Raw genomic sequence first — 22975 nt, 5'->3', positions numbered from 1 at the left:
GTCATGACCGAACAACAATTTATTCCTCAAGCCTATTCTAAGACAATAACAGACGGCGTAGTGTCTTGGGAGTCACCAAGTAATATTGCACTTATAAAATATTGGGGAAAAAAGAAGGATCAAATTCCTGAAAATCCATCGATTAGTTTTACCTTAAATGCTTGTAAAACAACCACAGTTTTATCGTATTCTAAAAAAGAAACGTCGTCAGATTTCGATTTTGAAGTCTATTTAGATGGTGAGCATAAACCTGATTTTCAGCCAAAAATTAAAACGTTTTTCGAACGTGTTGTTGTGTATTTACCATTTTTAAAGGATTATGCTTTTAAAATAGAAACCTCGAATACCTTTCCGCACAGTTCTGGAATTGCCTCGTCTGCTTCAGGAATGAGTGCGTTGGCATTATGTTTAATGAGTTTAGAGAAAGCGCTTGATCCAGAGATGAATTCAGTGTTTTTCAATCAGAAAGCATCATTTTTATCACGATTAGGTTCGGGGTCTGCATGTAGAAGTATTGAAGGCGATTTAATTGTTTGGGGCGAAAATGAAACGGTAGAAGGAAGTTCAGATGTATTTGGTGTGAAGTATCCGTATGCAGTTCATGAGAATTTCAAAAATTATCAGGACACGATTCTTTTAGTCGATAAAGGTGAAAAGCAAGTGAGTAGTACCGTTGGTCATAATTTAATGCACGGCCATCCGTTTGCAGAGCAACGTTTTGCGCAAGCTCATGAAAACTTAGCAAATCTGAAACCTATTTTAGAATCGGGAGATTTAGATGCGTTTATCGCACTTATAGAAAGTGAAGCCTTGACATTGCATGCGATGATGATGACGAGTATGCCGTATTTTATATTGATGAAACCAAATACGTTGGAAGTTATTAATAAGATTTGGGCATTCAGAAAAGAAACCGGGTTGCATATTGGATTTACTTTAGATGCCGGTGCAAATGTGCATGTATTATACCCTAAATCAGAAGCCGAAGTCATTCTAAAATTTATAAAAACAGAATTAGCGGTACATTGCCAAAATAGACAATTTATTTGTGATGAAATAGGTTTTGGAGCGAAACAACTTCCTAATTAGTAATGAATAAATAAAAATTAAGAGTTGATAATACGTAATTAAAAGTGTAAATTATGCTTTAATTACCTGTTATGAAACAAAATATTGTTAAGAATAAGAGTTTTGTTTTTGCTGTTGAAATTGTAAGTCTTTATAAAAATTTGACAACGAATAAGAAAGAATTTGTTATGTCGAAACAGCTTCTAAGGTCAGGGACTTCGATTGGAGCTAATATTAGAGAAGCTGAATTTGCGCAAAGTAAAGCTGATTTTATACATAAATTATCAATTGCATTAAAAGAGGCAAATGAAACAGATTACTGGCTAGACTTGTTGTTTGCTGCGAATTATCTGTCTAAAAATGAATTTGATAGCTATAAATTAAAATCTCAGGAAATGTTACGATTATTAATTAGTATTGTGAAATCATCTAAAAATAATTGTTAACTTTGCACTGTTAATTTTTAATTGAAATACGTGAAAGGACCTTTATTTTATTCTAAGATTTTACTTTTTGGCGAATATGGTATCATAAAAGATAGCAAGGGATTGTCTATTCCTTATAACTTTTATAATGGCGCATTAAAAATGTCAGATATTCCGTCTGAAATCACTTTAAAATCTAACGAAAGTTTAAAGCGTTACGCCACCTATTTGGGTACTATTAGTGCCGATTTAGTGGTGTTCGATTTAAAAACGCTAAACGAGGATATTGAGGCGGGCATGTATTTCGATTCATCTATTCCTCAAGGATACGGTGTTGGAAGTAGTGGGGCACTAGTGGCTGCGCTTTACGATAAGTATGCACAGGATAAAATTACTGTTCTTGAAAATCTAACGCGAGAAAAGCTTTTAAAATTGAAAACCATTTTCTCTGAAATGGAATCTTTCTTTCATGGAAAATCTTCAGGTTTAGATCCTTTAAATAGTTACTTGAGTATTCCGATTTTAATCAATTCTAAAGATAATATTGAAGCTGCAGGTATTCCTTCGCAAAAAAGTGATGGAAAAGGTGCTGTGTTTTTAATAGATAGTGGTATTGTTGGAGAAACTGCTCCGATGGTTCATATTTTTATGGAAAACATGAAGCAAGAAGGTTTTAGAAATATGATTAAAAACCAGTTTGTAAAACATACAGACGCTTGTGTAGACGATTTTTTAAAGGGAGATATGAAATCTTTGTTTAAAAATACAAAGCAATTATCGAAAGTAGTTTTAAATCATTTTAAACCAATGATTCCTCAGCAGTTTCACGATTTATGGAAAAAAGGTTTAGAGACTAACGATTATTACTTGAAGCTTTGTGGCTCTGGTGGTGGTGGTTATATTCTTGGTTTTGCCGAAGATTTTGAAAAAGCAAAACAAGCACTTCACGGTCATAAACTAGAAGTAGTATATAATTTCTAGTCGGCATTACAGTCGTTTTTAATTTCCATCTTTTTAATTTGTAGCTATGTTCTCTAGAAAACATAAACATATATTATTGAAATTTTTCAGTATGTTTTCTGTGGTCAGGGGATATAATGTGCTTATGGTTGTTGTCGCGCAGTATGTTACGGCAGTTTATATTTTGGCGCACGAAAAACCTGTTAGGGAAGTGGTTTTGGATCTTAATTTATTCATGCTGGTTTTAGCATCATCTGCAACGATAGCAGGTGGTTACATTATTAATAATTTCTACGATTCAGAAAAAGATTTAATCAATCGCCCTCATAAATCTATGTTAGATCGCTTAATTAGTCAAAATGTAAAACTCTCTTTTTATTTTGTTCTTAATTTGCTTGCTGTTATCATGGCCAGCTATGTGTCGTTTAAAGCGGTTATCTTTTTTGCATTATATATTTTCGCAATTTGGTTTTATTCCCATAAACTAAAAAAGTTACCATTTATTGGGAACTTAGCATCTGCGGTGTTAACCATCACTCCGTTTTTTGCTATTTTTATGTATTATCAGAATTTTGAGCATGTTATTTTTGTACATGCTATCTATCTGTTTTTAATAATCTCAATGCGAGAACTAATTAAAGATCTGGAGAATATTCCGGGAGATTTGGCTCAGGGTTATAAGACAATTCCTATTGTTTATGGAGATAAGTACTCTAAAATAATGCTAACAGTTTTAGTTTTGTTAACGTCTGTCCCTTCGTATTTTTTGCTAACGAAGTACGAAATTGGTCATATGTACTATTTCTTTTATTTTACAATGTTTTTATTAGCTATGGTTCTCGTATTATTATGGAATTCGAGCTCTAAAAAACACTATCTAATTCTACATAATATTTTAAAATTTATTATTTTTTCGGGTGTATTTAGCGTCCTTCTAATTGATACAGATTTGGTGTTAAACCGACTTTTTTAAAAGGATTTGTATAAAAATAAAAAATCGTAAATTTAGTATATCTTTGCACAAATTAAATATAGCACAATGAATAAGCAAAAAGGCAGCAATAATAAAGGAAAAGCTTCAGGACGTGGAACAGGTAATTCACGTAACACAAGCTATGCAAGAGGAAATGCGCCTATTAAAAAACAGGTTGTTACAGATAAGCCTAAGTCTGCACCTAAAAATTCGAATCCGGGGGAAATCCGTTTAAATAAATATATTGCCAATTCTGGTATTTGCTCACGTCGTGACGCCGATATGCATATCTCTACAGGTTTAGTATCTGTAAACGGAAAGGTGGTTGTCGAAATGGGGTATAAAGTAAAGCTAGAAGACGAAGTTCGTTTTGATGGTGCTCGTGTAAATCCAGAAAAGAAAGCATACGTATTGCTTAATAAGCCAAAAGGTTTTGCAACAACAACTAGTGAAGGTAAAGGACGTACAGTAATGGATTTAGTAGCTAATGCGACCTCTTCTAAAATAAAACCGATAGGACGTTTAGGAAGAAATTCTTTAGGTTTAATTTTATTTACTAACGATGAAGATATCGCAAGTAAGTTTACAAACTCTAAAAATGGAGTGCCTAGATTATTTCATATAGAACTTGATAAAAACCTAAAACACGAAGATTTTACTAAAATTAGAGAAGGTTTTAAGGTAGAAGGTAAACTTGTAGCAGTAGAAGAAATAAGTTTTATTGACAAAGGTTCTAAAAAGGAAATCGGATTAAAAGTTAAAAATACAGGAAGCACAATTATTAGAACGATCTTCGATTATTTAAAATATGATATCGTAAAGATTGATTGTGTTAGTATCGGACAACTTACTAAAAAAGATATTCCTCGCGGACACTGGAAGCACTTAACAGAACAAGAGATTGTGAATCTTAAAATGCTGTAAATCAGAATTTAAAAGTTTTTAAAAAAAATCGGAAAAAATCTTTTTTTTCCGATTTTTTATAGCACATTTGTACAAGCTATTAGCTGAACATAATGAAAATTGTTTGTGTGTTCGGGCTTTTGAAAATTAGGAAGTCATATTCAAAAGCCGCTTATAGGATAAGCAACCGAATTTTAGAGCTAACTTCCGCATACTCCATAATTAAAAGCCAACATGTCTTTGGCTTTATTCCTACAACCCAAAGTCAAATACAAATTTGATAGATAATTAATATCATTAATTTTTCTACACAGATTATACTGTGTATCTTAATATTTTATTTTAATTATTATATCAAATTACCATGAATACTAAATACATTGATTTAATAAATCAATCCTTTTATTTCCCTCAAGAAGAATTTAAATTAGAAGATAAAACACTTCAATTTCACGATATAGATTTAATGGAATTGGTTGAAGAATATGGTGCGCCTTTAAAATTCACCTATTTACCTCAAATTTCAAATAATATTTCTCGTGCTAAAGGATGGTTCGCAAGAGCTATTGAAAAGAACGAATATAAAGGGACATATAGCTATTGCTATTGCACAAAAAGTTCTCATTTTAAACATGTTTTACATGAAGCTTTAAAGAACGACATTCATATAGAAACTTCTTCGGCTTTCGATATTGATATTGTTGAAAATTTAAAGAGAGATGGGAAAATTACGGACGAAACGTATGTCATTAGTAACGGCTTTAAACGTGCGCAATATGTTACTAATATTGCACGATTAATTAATAACGGCCATAAAAATGCAATTCCGGTTATTGATAATTACGAAGAGATCGATTTATTATCTCAAGAAATTAAAGGTAAGTTTAATGTTGGGATTCGTATCGCTTCGGAAGAAGAACCAAAATTCGAATTTTATACTTCTCGATTAGGAATAGGGTATAAGAATATTGTGCCTTTCTATAACCGTCAGATTAAAGATAATCCGAAAGTTGAGCTTAAAATGCTTCACTTTTTTATAAATACAGGAATTCGTGATAACGCCTATTACTGGAACGAATTAGTTAAATGTTTAAAAGTGTACACATCTCTAAAAAAGATATGTCCATCTTTAGATAGTTTAAATATTGGTGGCGGATTTCCGATTAAAAATTCATTAGCTTTCGATTTTGATTACGAATATATGGTTGATGAAATCTTAAATCAAATCAAAATGGTTTGTGAAGAAGAGGAAGTCGATGTTCCTAATATTTTTACAGAATTTGGTAGCTTTACAGTAGGTGAAAGTGGTGGTGCTATATATGAGGTGTTATACCAAAAGCAACAAAACGATCGTGAAAAGTGGAACATGATCAATTCATCTTTCATTACGACATTGCCAGATACATGGGCGATTAATAAACGTTTTATTATGTTGCCAATTAACCGTTGGCACGAAAGTTATGAACGCGTGTTATTAGGAGGTTTAACCTGCGATAGCGACGATTATTACAACAGTGAGCAGCATATGAATGCGATTTACTTGCCAAAGTATAATAAGGATAAACCATTATATATCGGATTCTTTAATACAGGAGCATATCAAGAAACTATTGGTGGATTTGGAGGTTTACAACACTGTTTAATTCCGACACCAAAGCATATTTTAATAGATAAAGATGCGGATGGAAACATCACTAAAAAATTATTTGTAGAACAACAAAAAAGTGAAGACTTACTTAAAATATTAGGTTACAATGAGCAATAAAACATATGCTGGAATTCCTGAAGATTATGCAAAATTAGAAACGTCTAAAATTGTTTTAATTCCAGTGCCTTATGATGGGACAAGTACATGGCAGAAAGGAGCAGATAAAGGGCCAGAGGCTTTTTTGAATGCTTCAGAAAACATGGAAACTTACGATATTGAAACCCAAACCGAAGTATACCAACAAGGTGTGTTTTTGGCAGATCCTGTTCTAGAGAACAGTAGCCCAGAAGCTATGGTTGATGCGGTTCATAAAATCACTAAAAAATATATTAAAAAGAATAAGTTTGTTACGCTTTTTGGAGGAGAACATTCTATTTCTATAGGTTCAATTAGAGCTTTTAATGAGTGTTTTAATAATTTAACAGTGTTGCATATCGATGCGCATGCCGATTTACGTAAAACCTATCATGGTTCAGCTTGTAACCATGCGTGTGCCGTTTACGAAGCGAGTCAAACCACAAATTTAATTCAAGTTGGAATTCGTTCTATGGATATCATAGAGACAACCGTAATGGATAAGGATAAAACCTATTTCGCGCACGAGTTGGCAAATAACGAATTTTGGATGGATAGTGCTATAGATCAAATGACAGATAATGTATTTATCACATTCGATTTAGATGCTTTAGATCCATCAATTTTGCCAAGTACAGGAACTCCAGAGCCAGGCGGATTGTTTTGGTACGAAACCTTAGATTTTTTAAAGAAAGTCTTTGAAGAGAAAAATGTAGTAGGATTCGATATTGTAGAACTTTGTCCAAATGCGACAGAGAAATCTTCAGATTTCTTAGCAGCAAAGTTGTATTATAAGATGTTGAGTTATAAATTTATGGGTGAAAATATAGATGATGACTACGACAATACATTCGAAAGTAAAAAAGAAAAAAATAACACATCAAAATTTATAGACAGCGATGAGTACTAAAGGAGCTATTTCAAATTTTATAGAAAAATATTATTTACACTTTAACTCGGCGGCCCTAGTAGATGCCGCTAAAGGGTATGAAGATCAATTAAACAAAGGTGCTAAAATGTTAGTGTCCTTAGCAGGTGCAATGAGTACTGCCGAAATTGGTAAAATCTTTGCAGAAATGATTCGTCAAGATAAGGTGCAAATCATTTCTTGTACAGGAGCTAACTTAGAAGAAGATATCATGAATTTGGTAGCGCACTCACACTACAAGCGTGTGCCAAATTATCGTGATTTAACACCTCAGGACGAATGGGCTTTGTTAGAAAAAGGACTTAACCGTGTAACAGATACGTGTATTCCAGAAGAAGAAGCTTTTAGACGTTTACAAGAGCATATCTTTAAAATATGGCAAGAAGCAGAAGCTAAGGGAGAACGTTATTTACCACATGAGTATATGTATAAAATGTTATTGTCTGGTGTGTTAGAAGAGTACTACGAGATCGATTTAAAAGATTCTTGGATGTATGCAGCAGCAGAGAAAAACCTACCTATTATCTGCCCGGGATGGGAAGATAGTACAATGGGAAACATTTTTGCAAGTTATGTGCTTAAAGGCGAGTTAAAAGCAAGTACCATGAAATCGGGAATTGAGTATATGACATTCCTTGCAGAATGGTATACAGCCAATTCTGAAAACGGTATTGGTTTCTTCCAAATCGGAGGCGGAATTGCCGGAGATTTCCCTATTTGTGTTGTACCAATGTTATACCAAGATATGGAGCGTCCAGAGACACCATTCTGGAGTTATTTCTGTCAGATTTCAGATTCTACAACGAGTTATGGTTCGTATTCTGGAGCAGTACCAAATGAGAAAATAACATGGGGAAAATTAGATATTGATACCCCTAAATTTATTATTGAAAGTGATGCAACTATTGTTGCTCCGCTAATTTTCGCCTATTTATTAGATATGTAATCCCTTTTATAAAAAATGAAACGAGTAATTGTAGACTACCAAAAGCTAAATGAAGATATTCTAAATCTTCTAGTAGAAAAATTTCCTGATGGTTATGATGATGCAGATATAATATCCTTTAAAAACGCAAAAAATGAAACTGTCGAGGCTGTTGAAGTTAAAACAGAAGATACCATTTACTTGGTTAAAGTAGGTGTCCGTTTAGCTCAAGCCATGGAAAACTATATTGAAGAAGATATTGAAGACGATGAGGATGTAGATTTCGAGGAAGTGAAGATAGAAGATGCCGATGCAGAAGCTATTGAAGAAGAGGATGAAGACGATGATAATGATTAACAAAATATAATAAAACACATTAAAATGAAGGTTGCTGTTTTTCAGTCTTATATAGACGGATTGTACACATTTATGTTTGAAAACGGGGAGGATATGATTTTCGATGAGATTCACCCACGAGCTTTAAAACAATTCGATTTAAAGCATGACGAAAGTTATATCGATCAAACTTTTAAAATAACATTTGTTGAAGTCGCAGATGCAAACGACGATGTTATTTATAGAATAGATAGTTTAAAGCTCGTTCAGTAAACGAATTTTTAGACTACTAATATATTTTAAGGTGTGCTTTTTTATCAAAAGTAACGCTAAAGATTTCTTGTCTTAAAACCTAAGAAAATAACAGCCAAAAAGGGTTAAATAATTGAAAGATTATTTAACCCTTTTTTTTATTTAATCAGTACCCATATAATGACTTCGACTTCTGTCTAGAAAGAAATAGTATTCTAATTTAGTAGGATCCGTTTCTGTTCTTTATTCCTCAATCTGTTTTCTTCCAATCTGCTTTTTCAATATCACTTCATAGATAAAAGCGCCATAAACGAAAATGTATTCTAAACCAATAATCCACAGGTTTTCCTTATTATCGGCACTGGCATAGGCGAGATAACTAAGAATAAGGGTGGCACTCCAAACTAATGGATATTTATATCCCGAAAACACAGCTAAAATAACCAAAAGACTTATGTACCAAGGATGGACTGTCGTGGTTGTAAAATAATATACAGATAGTATTAAAAGCATATTAAATAAGAGGTTTTTCAGGTCTTTTAAAGGAGATCTGTATGTGGTAATCGCAATGTAGAGTATTACCAATAGTGCCATAATAGGGCCAAGTATTTTTATTTCGTTATTACCTGTAAAGGCATAGCCAATTCCTTTTACTATGTTAAAAATACTGGAATTAAATTCGAAATTTTTAAACCAAAGCCCAACGGTTCCAGCATAGTTTGTTATAAATTCTGAACTAATAAAAGGAAGGAATAGCGCGATGTTTATAAGTCCTACAATGGCACAAAACAAGAACCCTTTCTTTAGTTTTAAATATTTAAAAACTAGAGGAAGAAAAATAAGAGGGATAAGTTTTGTGGCAACCGATAAGGAAAAGGCAACCGCTGCCCATTGCCATTTTAGCTTTTGTAGCAAGTATAAACTCATCACTAAAAAGCAAATCATGACCCCTTCAAAATGTAAATTTCCAGTGAGTTCTATTATGATAAACGGATTTAAAATATACCAATAAATATAGGATACAGGGAGGTTTAAGTTTTTTAATAGTTTTCTTCCGAAGAAAAAGGTTCCAAAATCTGCGGCAATAATGAGTAAACGCATCACGATTACCGAACCTAAAATCGAATGATTTGAAAATACGGCAGCCAAATAATAGCAAAACTGACTTACAGGCGGGTAATTGGTAAAATGAGAAGCACTGAGTGGTCCCATTTTATTATATAAGATTTGGGCCTCAGGTACAGGGGAAATTCCTTGCGTTAAAAAGGAGTCTGGTGTATATAAATAAGGATTAAAACCTTCAAAAATCATTCGGCCGTCCCAAATAAAGCGATAAAAATCTTGGGATAAATTTGGTATGGCCATTAAGAAAACGAATCGGACTAATATGGAAAGAATAAATAACGGACTATTATTTTCGTTATTTAACTGCACAATTTTGACGCTCAGAAAGCACAATACGGCATAAAGACTAATTAATTTAAAATATTCTGTGCGCTCTAAATCATAACCAAAAGCAGCATATAAACAGATTAAACTAAGGAAAAGTGATATTCTAATTATTTGCGTTTTATTAACAGAATAATTTATAGTCATAATAAAAATGTAATCGATTTAATTTTCTGAATAACAGTTAAATGTGTAATTTATAACGTTTGAAATTACGGCCTTGATTTGCCTGTTTTACATGACAACTATCATGAATTATATTCAGTTTTAGACGTAATTTCGTAAGGTACCTTATTAATTAATCGTAATAAACAATAAAAAAATGAATATTTCACATATTGAGCATATCGGAATTGCAGTTGAGAGTTTAGAAGAGTCAATAAAATACTACGAAGGTGTATTGGGGTTAAAATGCTATTCGATTGAGGAGGTTGCCGACCAAAAAGTTAAAACTGCTTTTTTTATGGTAGGTCAAACTAAGATTGAACTGTTAGAAAGTACATCACCCGATGGTCCAATAGGAAAATTCATTGCTAAAAAAGGACAAGGTATGCATCACATAGCATTTGCTGTAAACGACTCTACAGAGGCTTTAAAACAGGCAGAAGAACGTGGTGTCACATTAATCGATAAAACGTCCAGAAAAGGCGCAGAGGGCTTGAATATAGGTTTTCTTCACCCAAAATCTACTCAAGGCGTACTTACAGAACTTTGTTCAAAAGAAAAATCATAATACACAAACAAAACCCGTACTAATGGCAAATCAAGAAAAAATTAACGAGCTCATTGAAAAAAGAGCGAAAGCAAAATTGGGTGGTGGTGAAAAGCGTATCGATTCCCAGCATGCTAAAGGAAAACTAACAGCTCGCGAGAGAATAGATATTTTATTGGATGATAATAGTTTTGAAGAATTCGACATGTTTGTTACACACAGAACAAAATCTTTCGGATTAGATAAACAAATTTATTTATCGGATGGTGTAGTTACAGGACACGGAACTATAGACGGGAGAATCGTATATGTATTCTCACAAGATTTTACTGTATTTGGTGGTTCGCTTTCTGAAACCTATGCCTTAAAGATTTGTAAAATTATGGATATGGCCATGAAAATTGGTGTACCTGTAATCGGACTTAATGATAGTGGAGGAGCACGTATACAAGAAGGTGTGAGATCGCTTGCTGGTTATGCCGAAATTTTCCAAAGAAATATAATGGCTTCAGGTGTTATTCCTCAAATTTCTTCAATTTTAGGACCATGTGCTGGTGGAGCGGTGTATTCTCCTGCGCTAACAGATTTTACAATCATGACAGACCAAACCAGTTATATGTTTGTAACCGGTCCAAAAGTCGTGAAGTCAGTCACAGGAGAAGATGTTACTACAGAACAATTAGGAGGTGCTAAAATCCATTCTACAAAATCTGGAGTGTCACATTTCTTAGCAGAAAACGACGAAGAAAACTTAATGCTAGTTAGAAAGTTACTTAGCTATTTACCTTCAAATAATTTAGAAGAGCCGCCTATAGTGCCGTGTACAGATCCTATAGATCGCTTAGACGATGCGTTAAATGATATTATTCCAGAAAATGCAAATCAGCCTTACGATATTGTAGATGTGATTTCAATTCTTACCGATGGCGGAGAGTTCACGGAGGTACACAGAGATTACGCTAGAAATATAGTTGTAGGTTTTGCTAGATTTAATGGACGTTCTGTTGGTATTGTTGCCAATCAACCTAAATTTTATGCCGGTGTATTAGATTGTGAAGCTTCAAGAAAAGCAGCACGTTTTGTGCGTTTCTGTGATGCTTTTAATATCCCAATTGTAACTTTAGTAGATGTTCCAGGATTCTTACCAGGAACAGGTCAAGAATATGCGGGTATTATTCTACATGGTGCAAAATTATTATTCGCTTATGGAGAAGCTACAGTGCCTAAAGTTACAATCACACTTCGTAAATCTTACGGTGGTGCACACGATGTAATGAGCTGTAAACAATTGCGAGGCGATTTAAACTACGCATGGCCAACTGCAGAAATTGCGGTTATGGGAGCAAAAGGAGCTGTCGAAGTTCTTGAAGGGTCTAATATTAGAAAAATTGAAGATGCCGACGAGAAACAACACTACATCGAAGAGAAAGAACATGAGTATAATACCAAGTTTGCCAATCCTTATGTAGCCGCTAAATACGGATTTATAGATGATGTAATCGAGCCAAGAAATACAAGATTTAGAATTGTAAGAGCATTAGAATTATTAGCGAATAAGAAAGAGGTGAACCCACCTAAGAAACATTCAAATATCCCACTATAATTATGACAAATTTATTGGCAGTAATAGAAGTTACACAGCAGGTAGAAGTCGACCAAATTGAAGAAGGTTATATTATTTTAGTCACAGGATTATTCATTGTATTTACGGGTTTAATTCTCCTTACATTAATCTTCAAGTATGCGTTGCCTTTAATGTTATACGTATATAAATTGATATCCAAGGGACCTGATAAAAAGATTTCAGAAATTTCAGCTGTGGCAAGCGAAGATTTTACTGGGGAAATTGCAGCAGCTATTTCGACTGCAATTCACCTTCATTTAAATGAACAGCATGATCACGAAAATGCTGTATTAACCATAAAACAAGCTCGAAAAATGTACTCGCCTTGGAGTTCCAAATTATACGGCGTTTATAATAAACGGTAGTTAAGGGTTAATTTTTTTGAACATTTAAAGTAACATATACAATGAAAAAATTCACATTCAATATAAATGATAATAGCTATAGTGTTAGAATTGTCTCGCAAGAAAAGAATACTATAGACTTAGAAGTTAACGGAACCTCTTACACTGTTGAGATGGAACAAGAACTAAAAACCGTTAAAACACCAACACTAGTGCGTACGGCATCAAAAGCCGCTTTAGAGCCTGTTAAAATGAAGACTCCAGCTGCCACGGCCGCAGGTAAAGTTACAATCACAGCACCAATTCCAGGCATTGTATTAAGCATACATGTAAAAGTTGGAGATACAGTTAAAGAAGGCGATTTATTACTTGTTCTTGAAGCTATGAAAATGGAAAACAATATTACTTCAGAAAAATCTGGAGTAGTAACAGCTGTTACAGTTGGCGTTGGACAACAAGTTTTACAAAGTGAAGTAATGATAGAATTAGAATAGGCATGTATCTATAATACGTTTCTAATTTCTGAAGGTATTAAGATGTCCAAAAACACAAGAAAATGAAAAAAGTAATATTAATATTTGGAGTGCTATCATTGCTAGTTTTTATCAGACCTGCCTTAGGGTTTAGTTTTAGCTCGGCGACCGATACGACTACAACTTCGGTAACGACTCAAGAAACCTCGGAAAGAAGTTTTGTTTCTGAAGCGCTGGGAGGAATCAAGCAATTTTATCAATACTCGGGTTTTGCTAATGCGGCTGGTGGAAATATAATCATGATAATTATTGGTATCGTGTTTATATATCTCGGCATTAAATTCGATTACGAACCCTTGCTTCTAATCCCAATTGGGGCGGGTGTTATTATAGGAAATATACCCTTTATGGCGGGGAATCAAACCGGTATTTACGAGACGGGTTCGGTATTAAATTACCTATACTTTGGGGTTGTAAAAGGTATATATCCGCCTTTAATCTTTTTAGGTATTGGAGCGATGACGGATTTCTCATCTCTTATTGCAAATCCGAAACTGATGCTTTTAGGTGGTGCTGCTCAAATTGGAGTATTTGCTACATTTCTAGGAGCACTTTACCTAGGTTTTAATTTGCCAGAAGCAGGTGCAATTGGGATTATTGGAGGAGCAGATGGACCAACAGCGATATTCTTATCGTCTAAATTAGCGAATGGGATTAATATACTTCCCGACGGTACAACGGTTAAAAACTTAATCGGACCAATAGCTATTGCGGCCTATTCTTATATGGCATTGGTGCCGGTAATTCAGCCGCCGATCATGAAATTGCTTACCTCTAAAAAAGAGCGTTTAATTAGAATGAAACCTCCAAGAGCCGTTTCTCAAAAGGAAAAAATGATTTTCCCTGTTGTGGCTTTATTGTTAACCACGTTTATTTCTCCAAGTGCATTACCATTATTAGGGATGTTATTCTTTGGTAACTTATTAAAAGAGTCTGGAAGAACAGAACGTTTAGCAGATACAGCGCGTACAAAATTAATAGACATTGTAACCATCCTTTTAGGGGTTACGGTTGGAGCATCTACGCAAGCAGATATCTTTATCACTAAAGATTCATTATTAATTTTCGGATTGGGAGCGATATCATTTGTTATCGCAACAATGGGAGGTTTATTATTTGCCAAATTCATGAACTTGTTCTTAAAAGGAGATAATAAAATTAACCCTTTAATTGGTGCTGCAGGTGTATCGGCTGTGCCAGATAGCGCACGTGTTGTACATGCCGAAGGTTTAAAAGCAGATCCTCATAATTACTTACTAATGCACGCTATGGCACCAAATGTCGCTGGTGTTATTGGTTCGGCGATTGCCGCAGGTATTATATTAAGTTTCTTTTCATAACGCTTTATAAAAACATGTAATCGTAATGTAATTTTAAAAATTAACGTCATGAGCATACCAAATAGAATGTCTGCAGCAGATGCAGTGAAATTAATTAAATCAGGAGATAGAGTCTTAATTCAAGGAGGGTCGGCGACGCCTCAAACGCTTATAAAAGCAATGGTAGCCAGAGCTCCAGAATTAAGAGGTGTAAATATTGTGCATTTACATACAGAAGGAGAATGTGGTTATGTCGCACCAGAATTAAGTGAGAGTTTTTCGACAAGTGCTTTCTTTATTGGAGGAAATATTAGAAAAATGATTGGAGTTACAGCCGATTATATTCCTGTGTTCTTAAGCGATATTCCAAGCCTTTTCCGTGAAGGGTATATGAAATTAGATGTCGTTTTAGTGAATGTGTCTCCTCCAGATAAACATGGATTTTGTTCATTGGGTGTCTCTGTAGATATTATTATTTCTGGTATTGAGAAGGCTAAAACTATAATTGCACAGATTAATCCTAAAATGCCAAGAACCTTTGGTGATGCTATTGTAAATATAAATGATTTTGCAGCTTGTGTTGAAGTTGATGAAGACCTTCACGAAATGGAATTTGTAGCACCTTCTGAAGAAGAAAAGGCCATTGGTAAAAATGTAGCAGGTATCATTGAAGATGGAGCTACACTTCAGATGGGAATTGGAGGAATTCCAAACGCGGTATTAACCTATTTAAATAATCATAAAAATTTAGGAATTCATACTGAGATGTTCTCCGAAGGAATCGTAGATTTAGTGGAAAAAGGTATTGTAAATGGTTCTCAGAAAAAAGTGAATCCTTATAAAATTGTATCTGGATTTGCAATGGGAACAAAACGTTTATACGATTTTATGGACGATAATCCAGAAATTGAAATGTTGGATATTGCCTATGTAAACGATACCTCCGTGATTCGTCAGAATCCGAAAGTAACCGCTATTAATTCAGCGATAGAAATCGATATTACTGGCCAAGTTTGTGCCGATTCAATCGGAATACGAATGTTGTCTGGTGTTGGCGGACAAATGGACTTTATGCGTGGAGCTGCTTTATCGGAAGGAGGGAAACCTATTATTGCAATAAATTCTAAAACCTTAAAAGGGGTTTCTAAAATTGTTCCAACATTAAGAGTGGGAGCAGGTGTTGTTACCACTAGAGCACATGCCAGATATGTAGTTACAGAATATGGAGTTGCCGAATTTTTCGGAAAAACCTTAAAGGAACGTGCAAATGCCTTAAGAGACATAGCGCATCCTGATTATAGAGAAGAATTAGATAAAGCTATTTTTGAAAGATTCGGAAGTAGTATCATGATTTAATCACACTAAATACGAATAGTATGACTACTAAAAATAATACACTTTTTTCCGATTTTAAACCTGTGACTAAAGACGCATGGTTGGAAAAAGTTAATATAGATTTAAAAGGTGGAGATTTTAACAGACGATTAGTTTGGAAGAACCTAAACGGTATTGATATTCAGCCTTTATATAATACTGAAGACGCTATAGATTATCTTAAAAACACGGGAGAAAATGCGCAAGCATTAGTAAACTATAGAAGTGTTGTGGTAACGACAGCAGAAAGCGGAAACGCTTTGGCTTTAAAAGCAGTTGTAGAAGGTATAAATGGTTTGGTTTTTCAAATCAAATCAAAGGTGTCTGCTTCAGCATTATTAAAAGGGCTTGATTTAAACACCATTACGGTCTCTTTTGTCTTATCTGAAAACACTTTAGAATTTACAACGGATTTCTTTTCATATGCTGAAAAGAATGTGACGCATAAAAGCAACTTAAAAGGTTATTTCGATCTTGGCGTTATTTTAAATTACGTCACTACAGGATCTTTAGGTGCTAATATATTTGAAACCTTAGCTAAAGTAACTGCTCTAGGAACAGGGTTTTCAAATTTTAAAACAGTGACCATTTCAGGAACTGTATTTTTAGATTCAGGAGCAAATCAAGTTCAAGAAGTTGCGTATACTTTAAATGCATTAGTTTACGTTATTGAAGAATTAGACACTCAAAACATTTCGGCAGAAACCGTTTTTAATAGCTTACACATTCAGTTGGCCATCGGCTCTGAGTACTTCGTTGAAATGAGTAAATACAGAGCGTTAAATAGTTTGGTACATAAAGTGGCCGATTCTTACGGCGTGTCTAGTTTTAAATTTGCGCTTACTGCCAAAACATCTATTTGGACAAAATCTGTGACCGATGCACATGCTAATATGCTACGTTCTACAACAGAAGCGATGTCAGCTATTTTAGGAAATGTGGATGGTATTTTAGTCGACGCTTATGATAAAGAATTTAAAGATCCTTCGGATTTTTCAAGTCGAATTTCTGGAAATATTACAACTATATTAAAAGAAGAATCTTACTTCGGAAAGGTAGCAAATCCTGTAGATGGTTCTTATTACGTTGAAGAAGTGAGTACGCAAGTCGCGACAAAAGCCCTAGAATTATTTAAAGCGATTGAAACGGATGGTGGATTCTTTAAAGCATTTGAAGCTGAAAAAATTCAACAACAAATTGCTGAAATTCGCCAAACAAAAATAAAATTAATTAGTCAAAGACGGTTACCAATGGTTGGGGTCAATAAATATCCAAACCTCATGGAAAAATTAGATCCTAAGGTGTTATTTACTGGTGGACAAGCGAATTCTAAAGTGCTAACACCAAGACGAGCGTCTTTAGAAATTGAAGCCTTGCGTAAAGTTTCTGAAGATATTGTAGTTGAAGCTGGTAAACGTCCAGTTGTAGAGCTTGCTAGTTTTGGAAACTTAACGATGCGTAAAGCAAGAGCCGCATTTGCATACGATTTTATCGGAGTTAGTGGTTTCGAAGTTTTACAAGAAAAAAGTTACGAGAGTGCAGAACAAGCTGCAGAGGCAAGTGCGAAATCAGCGTCGCATGTGGTTGTTATTTGTAGTTCAGATCCAGATTACGACGAGCATGCTCTAGCATATGTGAAAACATTTAGAGCGTTAAATAGTGAAAAGGTGCTTTTATTGGCGGGTCATCCTGTAGCGATTTTAGACGATCTAACTAAAGCAGGTTTAGACGACTGTATTCATATGAAATCGGATGTGATTCATACCATTTCTGGGATTCAGAATAAGATTCAGAAGCATATTAAAAAGTAGAGGTGTGACATTGTAAACACTTCTACGTTGAGGTTTTTACAATAGCATGTGACCATTGAATAACAAAAAAAGAAACACATGAAACCAGATTTTTCAAATATAACATTAGATACAGCTTCAAAGCAAGAAGCGGTACCTTCAGATAATACGACCATTTGGAATACTCCAGAAGGTATTCCTGTTAAAACACATTTTTCAAAAGAAGATCTTGCAGATGCAGAACATTTACAATTTACTTCTGGTTTACCTCCGTTTACAAGAGGGCCTTATAGTGCGATGTACGCCTTAAGACCTTGGACTATTCGTCAGTATGCAGGTTTTTCTACAGCAGAAGAATCTAATGCGTTTTACAGACGTAATCTTGCGGCAGGACAAAAAGGGTTGTCTGTTGCATTCGATTTAGCGACACACCGTGGGTATGATTCCGATCACCCAAGAGTAACAGGTGATGTTGGTAAAGCAGGTGTAGCAATAGATTCTATATTGGATATGGAAATTTTATTCGACCAAATTCCGTTAGATAAAATGTCTGTATCTATGACTATGAACGGCGCTGTACTGCCAATTATGGCGTTCTATATTGCCGCTGCGAAAAAACAAGGTGTGGCCTTAGACCAATTAAGTGGAACCATACAAAACGATATTTTAAAGGAATTTATGGTACGTAATACGTATATATATCCGCCATTGCCATCTATGAAAATTATTGGTGATATTTTCGAATATACCACTAATAACATGCCTAAGTTTAACTCTATTTCTATTAGTGGTTACCACATGCAGGAAGCAGGTGCAACTGCCGATATTGAGTTGGCATACACGTTAGCCGATGGGATGGAATACATAAGAACAGGTTTAGCATCAGGATTAAAAATTGATGAATTTGCTCCTAGACTTTCCTTTTTCTGGGCAGTTGGAATGAACCATTTTATGGAAATTGCTAAAATGCGTGCGGCACGGATGCTTTGGGCAAAAATTATAAAACAATTCAATCCTAAGAATCCAAAATCTATGGCTTTGCGTACGCATAGTCAGACATCAGGTTGGAGTTTAAGTGAGCAAGATCCTTATAATAACGTGGCAAGAACATGTATAGAAGCCATGGCTGCGACTTTAGGAGGAACGCAATCTTTGCATACCAATGCGTTGGATGAAGCGATTGCATTACCAACAGATTTTTCTGCTAGAATCGCGCGTAATACTCAGATTTATATTCAAGATGAAACCCAAATGACTAAGGCAGTCGATCCTTGGGCTGGGTCTTATTATGTGGAGTATTTGACTCAAGAAATTGCTAAAAAAGCGTGGACACTTATTGAAGAAGTTGAAGAACTTGGAGGTATGGCGAAAGCTATTGAAACAGGAGTGCCTAAAATGCGTATTGAAGAAGCTTCGGCAAGAAAACAAGCGCGTTTAGATTCTGGTCAGGATATTTTAGTGGGTGTGAATAAATTTAGAACCGACGAAAAATCGACTATGGAGATTCTTGAAGTTGATAATACAGCGGTTAGAGATTCTCAAATAGCACGTTTAAATAAACTTAAAGCAAATAGAAATCAAGCTGTAGTTGATAAAAATATACAAGCATTAACAGATTGTGCCGAAACGGGTAAAGGTAATTTATTAGAATTGGCTGTAGAGGCTGCAGAAAACTTTGCCACTTTAGGTGAAATTTCTGATGCTTTAGAGGTGCATTTTGGCCGACATAAAGCAGATACTAAATTAATTAGTGGCGTTTATAGTAAAGAAGTAAGCGATGATTCAACATTTGCAGCGGCTTTAAAATTAGCAGATCAGTTTGCTGAGATTGAAGGGCGTCGTCCGCGTGTTATGGTAGCTAAAATGGGACAAGATGGTCATGATAGAGGTGCGAAAGTTGTCGCGTCTAGTTTTGCCGATTTAGGATTCGATGTCGATATGGGACCATTATTTCAAACACCAGAAGAAGTTGCAAAACAAGCTATTGAAAACGATGTGCATTTTGTAGGCGCTTCAAGTTTGGCTGCAGGTCACAAAACACTAATTCCGCAATTAATAGAAGAACTTGCTAGATTAGGCAGACCAGATATTATGGTATTTGCTGGAGGTGTAATTCCGGAGCAAGATTATCAATTCTTATTAGATCATAAAGTAGCCGCTATTTTTGGTCCTGGTACTGTAATTTCAAAATCTGCGATAACCATATTAGAGAAATATTTAGAACACGAAGAAGCTTAGTGATAAGTATTGATTTGTTGAAAAACCCCGTTGCTGATGTGTGTCAGTAATGGGGTTTTGTGTTTTATTGATTGTGGTTAAGAGGATTGATAATGAGATACATTATTTCTCTTCTAAAATGACCGTCTGCGTTGTGCCTTTTTCATACATGCTTTCTGGAGTTAAAATATCGAATAGTGTAGTATCTCCATCTATTTTAGAATCCAATTGGTTATGAAGAACATATTTTCCGGAAATTTCAAAAGACAATTTATTTAATTGTTGAGTGGGATCTACTGCTTCAATTAACCATCCGTTTTTATGTTTGTTTAAACTTAATATACAAGGTGATTTTATTTTTAATATTTGATTAGAACCAATTTTAATTTCACAAGCTTCAAAAGCACTGACACTAATTGTTTGACCTTGGTTAAAACGTATTGCATGTACTTTGTTAGTATGAGCTATAATTTGTCCTAATTCTTCTTCGATTACCTTGTTAACTTCGTTTTCTGAGATGCCGACCACGCTTACATAAGCATATTTTTCATTTGTAGGTTGTATGCCATGATTCACTTCCAAATTAAAAACGGCTTTAGAAATAAGACTATCGGTATGCCATGTTAATATTTTTTTCCAGCTACCAGTTTGAACCTCCTGCTTAACATTAAATTGGTGTTTGTCTAAACTTATGTACGCAATACTATCGTGCCAAACGGATGTGATTTGTTCATCGTTTTTATTTACAATAACGTCTCCATGCTTTAGACTTTGATTCACGGTTGTAATCACATTAAAGGTTCTGTTTGTGGAGATTCCAGATCCTAATGAATAAATTTTATTGTCTATAAAAAAGTATGATTTGTTTGCCTGAAGGCTATCTCTTCGGTATTTAAATGCGGTAATACTAACCTTTTTTCCTTTTAACCCTCCGGTAAAATAGGAGTTGTTTTTATAACCATCCCATGTTAATACGGGAAGGTTTGCGGTATCTTGAACTGTAGTTGTTCCTGGTAATTTTTTCCAATTCCAAATGGGATAAATTTCTTGGTATTCGTTTCCTGTTCTGTAAATTAAATTAGTACCGTCGCCTAAGTAATAACCTTGCTGATTTTCTCCATTTCCAGCTTCTGCACCGATAACGCGTTGAGACGACATTCTAACTGCCGATAAAAAATTATCTGTACGGTATAAACTATAATCAGAATTACGAAAATGAACATACTCCTTAGGTGCATGTTTTGGGTTGTTGTGCGTATCGAAAATATTAAACTTTCTCTCTAAGCTTTGATACAGGTCACCCTTAGATTTCGGTCCGCGATATCTTTTGCCATCTACTAGTTCTGGGAAAATTTGCCGACCAGTTGCTAATATTTCGTAGTTGCCTTTGTACACTACTTTTTGCTGACCTTCGAACATGAGATTGCGCATTAAATCAACTTGTTGTGTTGAGAATGCAATATCTGTATCATTGAAAATAAACATCCATTTAATAATGTCTTCGGCAAAATGTAAACCATAGTTTCCAAATTGGGGCTGAGGGCCATGTTGATGAAAAGAATAATCGGGCTGAATCCCTTCTTCGTATGGCGCAGATGGAACCAAAACCGATTTAATAGTATTTGCAGCAGTGCGTATTAAGGTGTCATTTGCTCTTAATAATTCACGCATAAAAACATTTCCGCTAAGCCACGTTTTATTCTGCCCGGTCATGTATATTTTGGATTTATCCATGATTTTTAGCGACTTTGTCATCGTGGAATCTGGAATAATAGACTCGCAGATTATAAGAGTCGGGCCAATGTTTTGAGGAATACCAATTTCTGAATGCCACCAGTTATCACTATAGAAATTATTATAACTCCAAAAATTTAAGGCACCAACTATAGAAGCAGCCATTTTATCTGACTTATAATACTTACTGTTTACGTTTTCAAAAGCAACAGCTAAAGTTGTTAATCTTGTAAGGTGTTGTTTTGGTGTCCAATTACTTCTGCGGTGTAAATTGTAATCGATATCGGTAAAAGAGTAATCTGTAGACATACTATTAAGTAGTAATTCTACTTCGGTATCACTAACGTTTTCAAGTAAATAAAAGTCTTTTAAATTTTGTTTGAGTTTATCTAAGTCGGTGGCAAAAATAGATTGATTACACAAAAAGAGGATAACAATTACGATACAATGATAAGGTCTCATAGAAAAGGTTTCTTTTAAATCACCTGATTTCTTTAAAAGCATCCATAATATATTGGGCTGCTTTTACCGGTGATACTTGTGAAGATACAACATCATGTTCTAAAGAAGACAGTTTGCTTTTAATTTCCGGAGAACCGTAGAAAAGGTGTTTTAATTCTTCGTTGATGTTGTTGTACATCCACTTAATTTTTTGATGATTTCTGTTTTTGGTGAAGTAGCCATTTTGGTCTACAAGTTCTTTATATTTTAGAACCTGCTCCCAAACACTGTCAATTCCTGTGTTTTTAGTAGAAGATGCAGGTGGGGTAAAAGGTAAATCTAAATTTGAAGAAATGACCAATGAATTTTACAGATTTGTAATGGCTTTAAACCTTGATTCAGTATTTTTTGCATCAAGAGCTGCAATACCTTTCCTTAAAAAAGGAGAAAATTCGTCAATTATTAATTATACATCAAATGCTGCTTGGAATGCTGGTGGTCCAGGTGCTGGAGTTTATGCCACATCTAAAGGAGGAGTTCATGCAATTACAAGAGCATTAGCAAAAGATTTAGCTGAATATGGTATTAGAGTAAATGCGGTGTCTCCTGGTACTATTGATACTCCATTTCACGCACAAATTAAAGCAACAAAACCTGAGGTTTTTGCGTCTTGGGCAAATAGTATTTTATTAAAAAGAATAGGTAAACCAGAAGAAGTTGCTTCAGTTGTTTCTTTCTTAGCAAGTAAAGATGCTTCTTTTATAACTGCAGAAACTATTCAAATTGGTGGAGGGCAAGCCTTAGGTATATAGTTTAATAGTAGAGGTTTATAGAACAATATTACCAATATTTATTAGATTATAAAGGTGTTGCAATTTTTGGTCT

21 protein-coding genes and 1 pseudogene are annotated in these 22975 nt (G+C 34.6%); 19 read left to right on the top strand and 3 right to left on the bottom strand.

The window, feature by feature from the left end:
- Positions 1–3 precede the first annotated feature (3 nt).
- The 10 genes from ACFFVB_RS00490 to ACFFVB_RS00445 all read left to right on the top strand — a co-directional run bounded on the left by ACFFVB_RS00490 (position 4) and on the right by ACFFVB_RS00445 (position 8574).
- On the top strand, positions 4–1089 hold the full coding sequence (locus ACFFVB_RS00490) for a diphosphomevalonate decarboxylase (protein ID WP_382380060.1): 1086 nt from the start codon (positions 4–6) through the stop codon (positions 1087–1089).
- A gap of 71 nt (positions 1090–1160) precedes the next feature.
- A complete protein-coding gene (locus ACFFVB_RS00485; protein WP_382380058.1) occupies positions 1161–1514 on the top strand; it encodes a four helix bundle protein in 354 nt (117 codons plus the stop codon).
- A gap of 30 nt (positions 1515–1544) precedes the next feature.
- Complete coding sequence (locus tag ACFFVB_RS00480; protein WP_382380056.1) at positions 1545–2474, top strand: mevalonate kinase family protein; 930 nt, start codon at positions 1545–1547, stop codon at positions 2472–2474.
- 46 nt (positions 2475–2520) lie between these two features.
- Positions 2521–3426: a geranylgeranylglycerol-phosphate geranylgeranyltransferase gene (locus ACFFVB_RS00475; RefSeq protein WP_382380054.1), complete on the top strand. Its 906-nt coding sequence runs from the start codon at positions 2521–2523 to the stop codon at positions 3424–3426.
- A gap of 66 nt (positions 3427–3492) precedes the next feature.
- Positions 3493–4350, top strand: a complete 858-nt coding sequence (locus tag ACFFVB_RS00470; RefSeq protein WP_382380052.1) for a pseudouridine synthase — start codon at positions 3493–3495, stop codon at positions 4348–4350.
- A gap of 343 nt (positions 4351–4693) precedes the next feature.
- The gene (locus ACFFVB_RS00465; RefSeq protein ID WP_382380050.1) at positions 4694–6094 is read left to right on the top strand and encodes an arginine decarboxylase; all 1401 of its coding nucleotides are present in this window, start codon (positions 4694–4696) and stop codon (positions 6092–6094) included.
- On the top strand, positions 6084–7022 hold the full coding sequence (gene speB / locus ACFFVB_RS00460; protein WP_382380048.1) for an agmatinase: 939 nt from the start codon (positions 6084–6086) through the stop codon (positions 7020–7022). The genes ACFFVB_RS00465 and speB overlap by 11 nt, the downstream gene beginning before the upstream one ends.
- Positions 7012–7986, top strand: a complete 975-nt coding sequence (locus tag ACFFVB_RS00455; protein ID WP_382380046.1) for a deoxyhypusine synthase family protein — start codon at positions 7012–7014, stop codon at positions 7984–7986. Before speB ends, ACFFVB_RS00455 begins: the two co-directional genes overlap by 11 nt.
- A gap of 15 nt (positions 7987–8001) precedes the next feature.
- Positions 8002–8322 carry a hypothetical protein gene (locus ACFFVB_RS00450; RefSeq protein ID WP_382380044.1) on the top strand — a complete coding sequence of 107 codons (321 nt, stop codon included), beginning with the start codon at positions 8002–8004 and terminating at the stop codon, positions 8320–8322.
- Between the two features lie 24 nt (positions 8323–8346).
- Positions 8347–8574, top strand: a complete 228-nt coding sequence (locus tag ACFFVB_RS00445) for a hypothetical protein (protein ID WP_382380042.1) — start codon at positions 8347–8349, stop codon at positions 8572–8574.
- 222 nt (positions 8575–8796) lie between these two features.
- On the opposite strand, the gene ACFFVB_RS00440 is transcribed toward ACFFVB_RS00445, so the two are convergent.
- Positions 8797–10149, bottom strand: coding sequence for an MptA/MptB family glycosyltransferase (locus tag ACFFVB_RS00440; protein ID WP_382380040.1), 1353 nt, complete (start codon positions 10147–10149; stop codon positions 8797–8799).
- A 175-nt stretch (positions 10150–10324) separates the two neighbouring features.
- Between ACFFVB_RS00440 and mce the strand changes: the two genes are divergently transcribed.
- The 8 genes from mce to scpA all read left to right on the top strand — a co-directional run bounded on the left by mce (position 10325) and on the right by scpA (position 19936).
- A complete protein-coding gene (mce, locus tag ACFFVB_RS00435) occupies positions 10325–10735 on the top strand; it encodes a methylmalonyl-CoA epimerase (protein ID WP_382380038.1) in 411 nt (136 codons plus the stop codon).
- Between the two features lie 22 nt (positions 10736–10757).
- Complete coding sequence (locus ACFFVB_RS00430) at positions 10758–12317, top strand: acyl-CoA carboxylase subunit beta (protein ID WP_382380036.1); 1560 nt, start codon at positions 10758–10760, stop codon at positions 12315–12317.
- Between the two features lie 2 nt (positions 12318–12319).
- Positions 12320–12703 carry an OadG family protein gene (locus ACFFVB_RS00425; RefSeq protein ID WP_382380034.1) on the top strand — a complete coding sequence of 128 codons (384 nt, stop codon included), beginning with the start codon at positions 12320–12322 and terminating at the stop codon, positions 12701–12703.
- Between the two features lie 41 nt (positions 12704–12744).
- Positions 12745–13176, top strand: a complete 432-nt coding sequence (locus ACFFVB_RS00420) for a biotin/lipoyl-containing protein (RefSeq protein ID WP_382380032.1) — start codon at positions 12745–12747, stop codon at positions 13174–13176.
- A gap of 62 nt (positions 13177–13238) precedes the next feature.
- The gene (locus ACFFVB_RS00415) at positions 13239–14555 is read left to right on the top strand and encodes a sodium ion-translocating decarboxylase subunit beta (protein WP_382380030.1); all 1317 of its coding nucleotides are present in this window, start codon (positions 13239–13241) and stop codon (positions 14553–14555) included.
- A gap of 48 nt (positions 14556–14603) precedes the next feature.
- Positions 14604–15890: an acetyl-CoA hydrolase/transferase family protein gene (locus ACFFVB_RS00410; protein WP_382380028.1), complete on the top strand. Its 1287-nt coding sequence runs from the start codon at positions 14604–14606 to the stop codon at positions 15888–15890.
- A 20-nt stretch (positions 15891–15910) separates the two neighbouring features.
- Positions 15911–17719 carry a methylmalonyl-CoA mutase family protein gene (locus tag ACFFVB_RS00405; RefSeq protein ID WP_382380026.1) on the top strand — a complete coding sequence of 603 codons (1809 nt, stop codon included), beginning with the start codon at positions 15911–15913 and terminating at the stop codon, positions 17717–17719.
- A 78-nt stretch (positions 17720–17797) separates the two neighbouring features.
- A complete protein-coding gene (gene scpA, locus ACFFVB_RS00400; RefSeq protein WP_382380024.1) occupies positions 17798–19936 on the top strand; it encodes a methylmalonyl-CoA mutase in 2139 nt (712 codons plus the stop codon).
- A gap of 102 nt (positions 19937–20038) precedes the next feature.
- Here scpA and ACFFVB_RS00395 read toward each other — a convergent pair whose 3' ends face one another.
- Entirely contained in the window at positions 20039–22153 is a 2115-nt protein-coding gene (locus tag ACFFVB_RS00395; RefSeq protein WP_382380022.1) for a polysaccharide lyase family 8 super-sandwich domain-containing protein, read from the bottom strand.
- Positions 22131–22451, bottom strand: coding sequence for a P-loop NTPase family protein (locus ACFFVB_RS00390; RefSeq protein WP_382380020.1), 321 nt, complete (start codon positions 22449–22451; stop codon positions 22131–22133). Before ACFFVB_RS00390 ends, ACFFVB_RS00395 begins: the two co-directional genes overlap by 23 nt.
- On the opposite strand from ACFFVB_RS00390, the pseudogene ACFFVB_RS00385 reads away from it, so the two are divergent.
- Positions 22396–22902: pseudogene (locus ACFFVB_RS00385) on the top strand (SDR family NAD(P)-dependent oxidoreductase); the annotation flags it as partial. The gene ACFFVB_RS00390 and the pseudogene ACFFVB_RS00385 sit on opposite strands and share 56 nt — an antisense overlap.
- Between the last annotated feature and the right edge of the window lie 73 nt (positions 22903–22975).

Origin of the sequence: Formosa undariae (genome assembly GCF_042427615.1) — a bacterium.
In the GTDB taxonomy this organism is placed as follows: domain Bacteria; phylum Bacteroidota; class Bacteroidia; order Flavobacteriales; family Flavobacteriaceae; genus Formosa; species Formosa undariae.
The sequence above is the reverse complement of the archived record's forward strand: the minus strand, read 5'-3'. Positions and strand labels throughout refer to the sequence as shown.

Bases quoted from the DNA above. Each gene is read 5' to 3' on its own strand.
- ACFFVB_RS00490 (WP_382380060.1), top strand. From the start codon at position 4: ATGACCGAACAACAATTTATTCCTCAAGCCTATTCTAAGACAATAACA.
- ACFFVB_RS00445 (WP_382380042.1), top strand. From the start codon at position 8,347: ATGAAGGTTGCTGTTTTTCAGTCTTATATAGACGGATTGTACACATTT.
- ACFFVB_RS00395 (WP_382380022.1), bottom strand. From the start codon at position 22,153: ATGCTTTTAAAGAAATCAGGTGATTTAAAAGAAACCTTTTCTATGAGA.
- ACFFVB_RS00465 (WP_382380050.1), top strand. From the start codon at position 4,694: ATGAATACTAAATACATTGATTTAATAAATCAATCCTTTTATTTCCCT.
- ACFFVB_RS00450 (WP_382380044.1), top strand. From the start codon at position 8,002: ATGAAACGAGTAATTGTAGACTACCAAAAGCTAAATGAAGATATTCTA.
- speB (WP_382380048.1), top strand. From the start codon at position 6,084: ATGAGCAATAAAACATATGCTGGAATTCCTGAAGATTATGCAAAATTA.
- ACFFVB_RS00470 (WP_382380052.1), top strand. From the start codon at position 3,493: ATGAATAAGCAAAAAGGCAGCAATAATAAAGGAAAAGCTTCAGGACGT.
- ACFFVB_RS00420 (WP_382380032.1), top strand. From the start codon at position 12,745: ATGAAAAAATTCACATTCAATATAAATGATAATAGCTATAGTGTTAGA.
- mce (WP_382380038.1), top strand. From the start codon at position 10,325: ATGAATATTTCACATATTGAGCATATCGGAATTGCAGTTGAGAGTTTA.
- ACFFVB_RS00430 (WP_382380036.1), top strand. From the start codon at position 10,758: ATGGCAAATCAAGAAAAAATTAACGAGCTCATTGAAAAAAGAGCGAAA.
- scpA (WP_382380024.1), top strand. From the start codon at position 17,798: ATGAAACCAGATTTTTCAAATATAACATTAGATACAGCTTCAAAGCAA.
- ACFFVB_RS00425 (WP_382380034.1), top strand. From the start codon at position 12,320: ATGACAAATTTATTGGCAGTAATAGAAGTTACACAGCAGGTAGAAGTC.
- ACFFVB_RS00455 (WP_382380046.1), top strand. From the start codon at position 7,012: ATGAGTACTAAAGGAGCTATTTCAAATTTTATAGAAAAATATTATTTA.
- ACFFVB_RS00410 (WP_382380028.1), top strand. From the start codon at position 14,604: ATGAGCATACCAAATAGAATGTCTGCAGCAGATGCAGTGAAATTAATT.
- ACFFVB_RS00485 (WP_382380058.1), top strand. From the start codon at position 1,161: ATGAAACAAAATATTGTTAAGAATAAGAGTTTTGTTTTTGCTGTTGAA.
- ACFFVB_RS00415 (WP_382380030.1), top strand. From the start codon at position 13,239: ATGAAAAAAGTAATATTAATATTTGGAGTGCTATCATTGCTAGTTTTT.
- ACFFVB_RS00405 (WP_382380026.1), top strand. From the start codon at position 15,911: ATGACTACTAAAAATAATACACTTTTTTCCGATTTTAAACCTGTGACT.
- ACFFVB_RS00475 (WP_382380054.1), top strand. From the start codon at position 2,521: ATGTTCTCTAGAAAACATAAACATATATTATTGAAATTTTTCAGTATG.
- ACFFVB_RS00440 (WP_382380040.1), bottom strand. From the start codon at position 10,149: ATGACTATAAATTATTCTGTTAATAAAACGCAAATAATTAGAATATCA.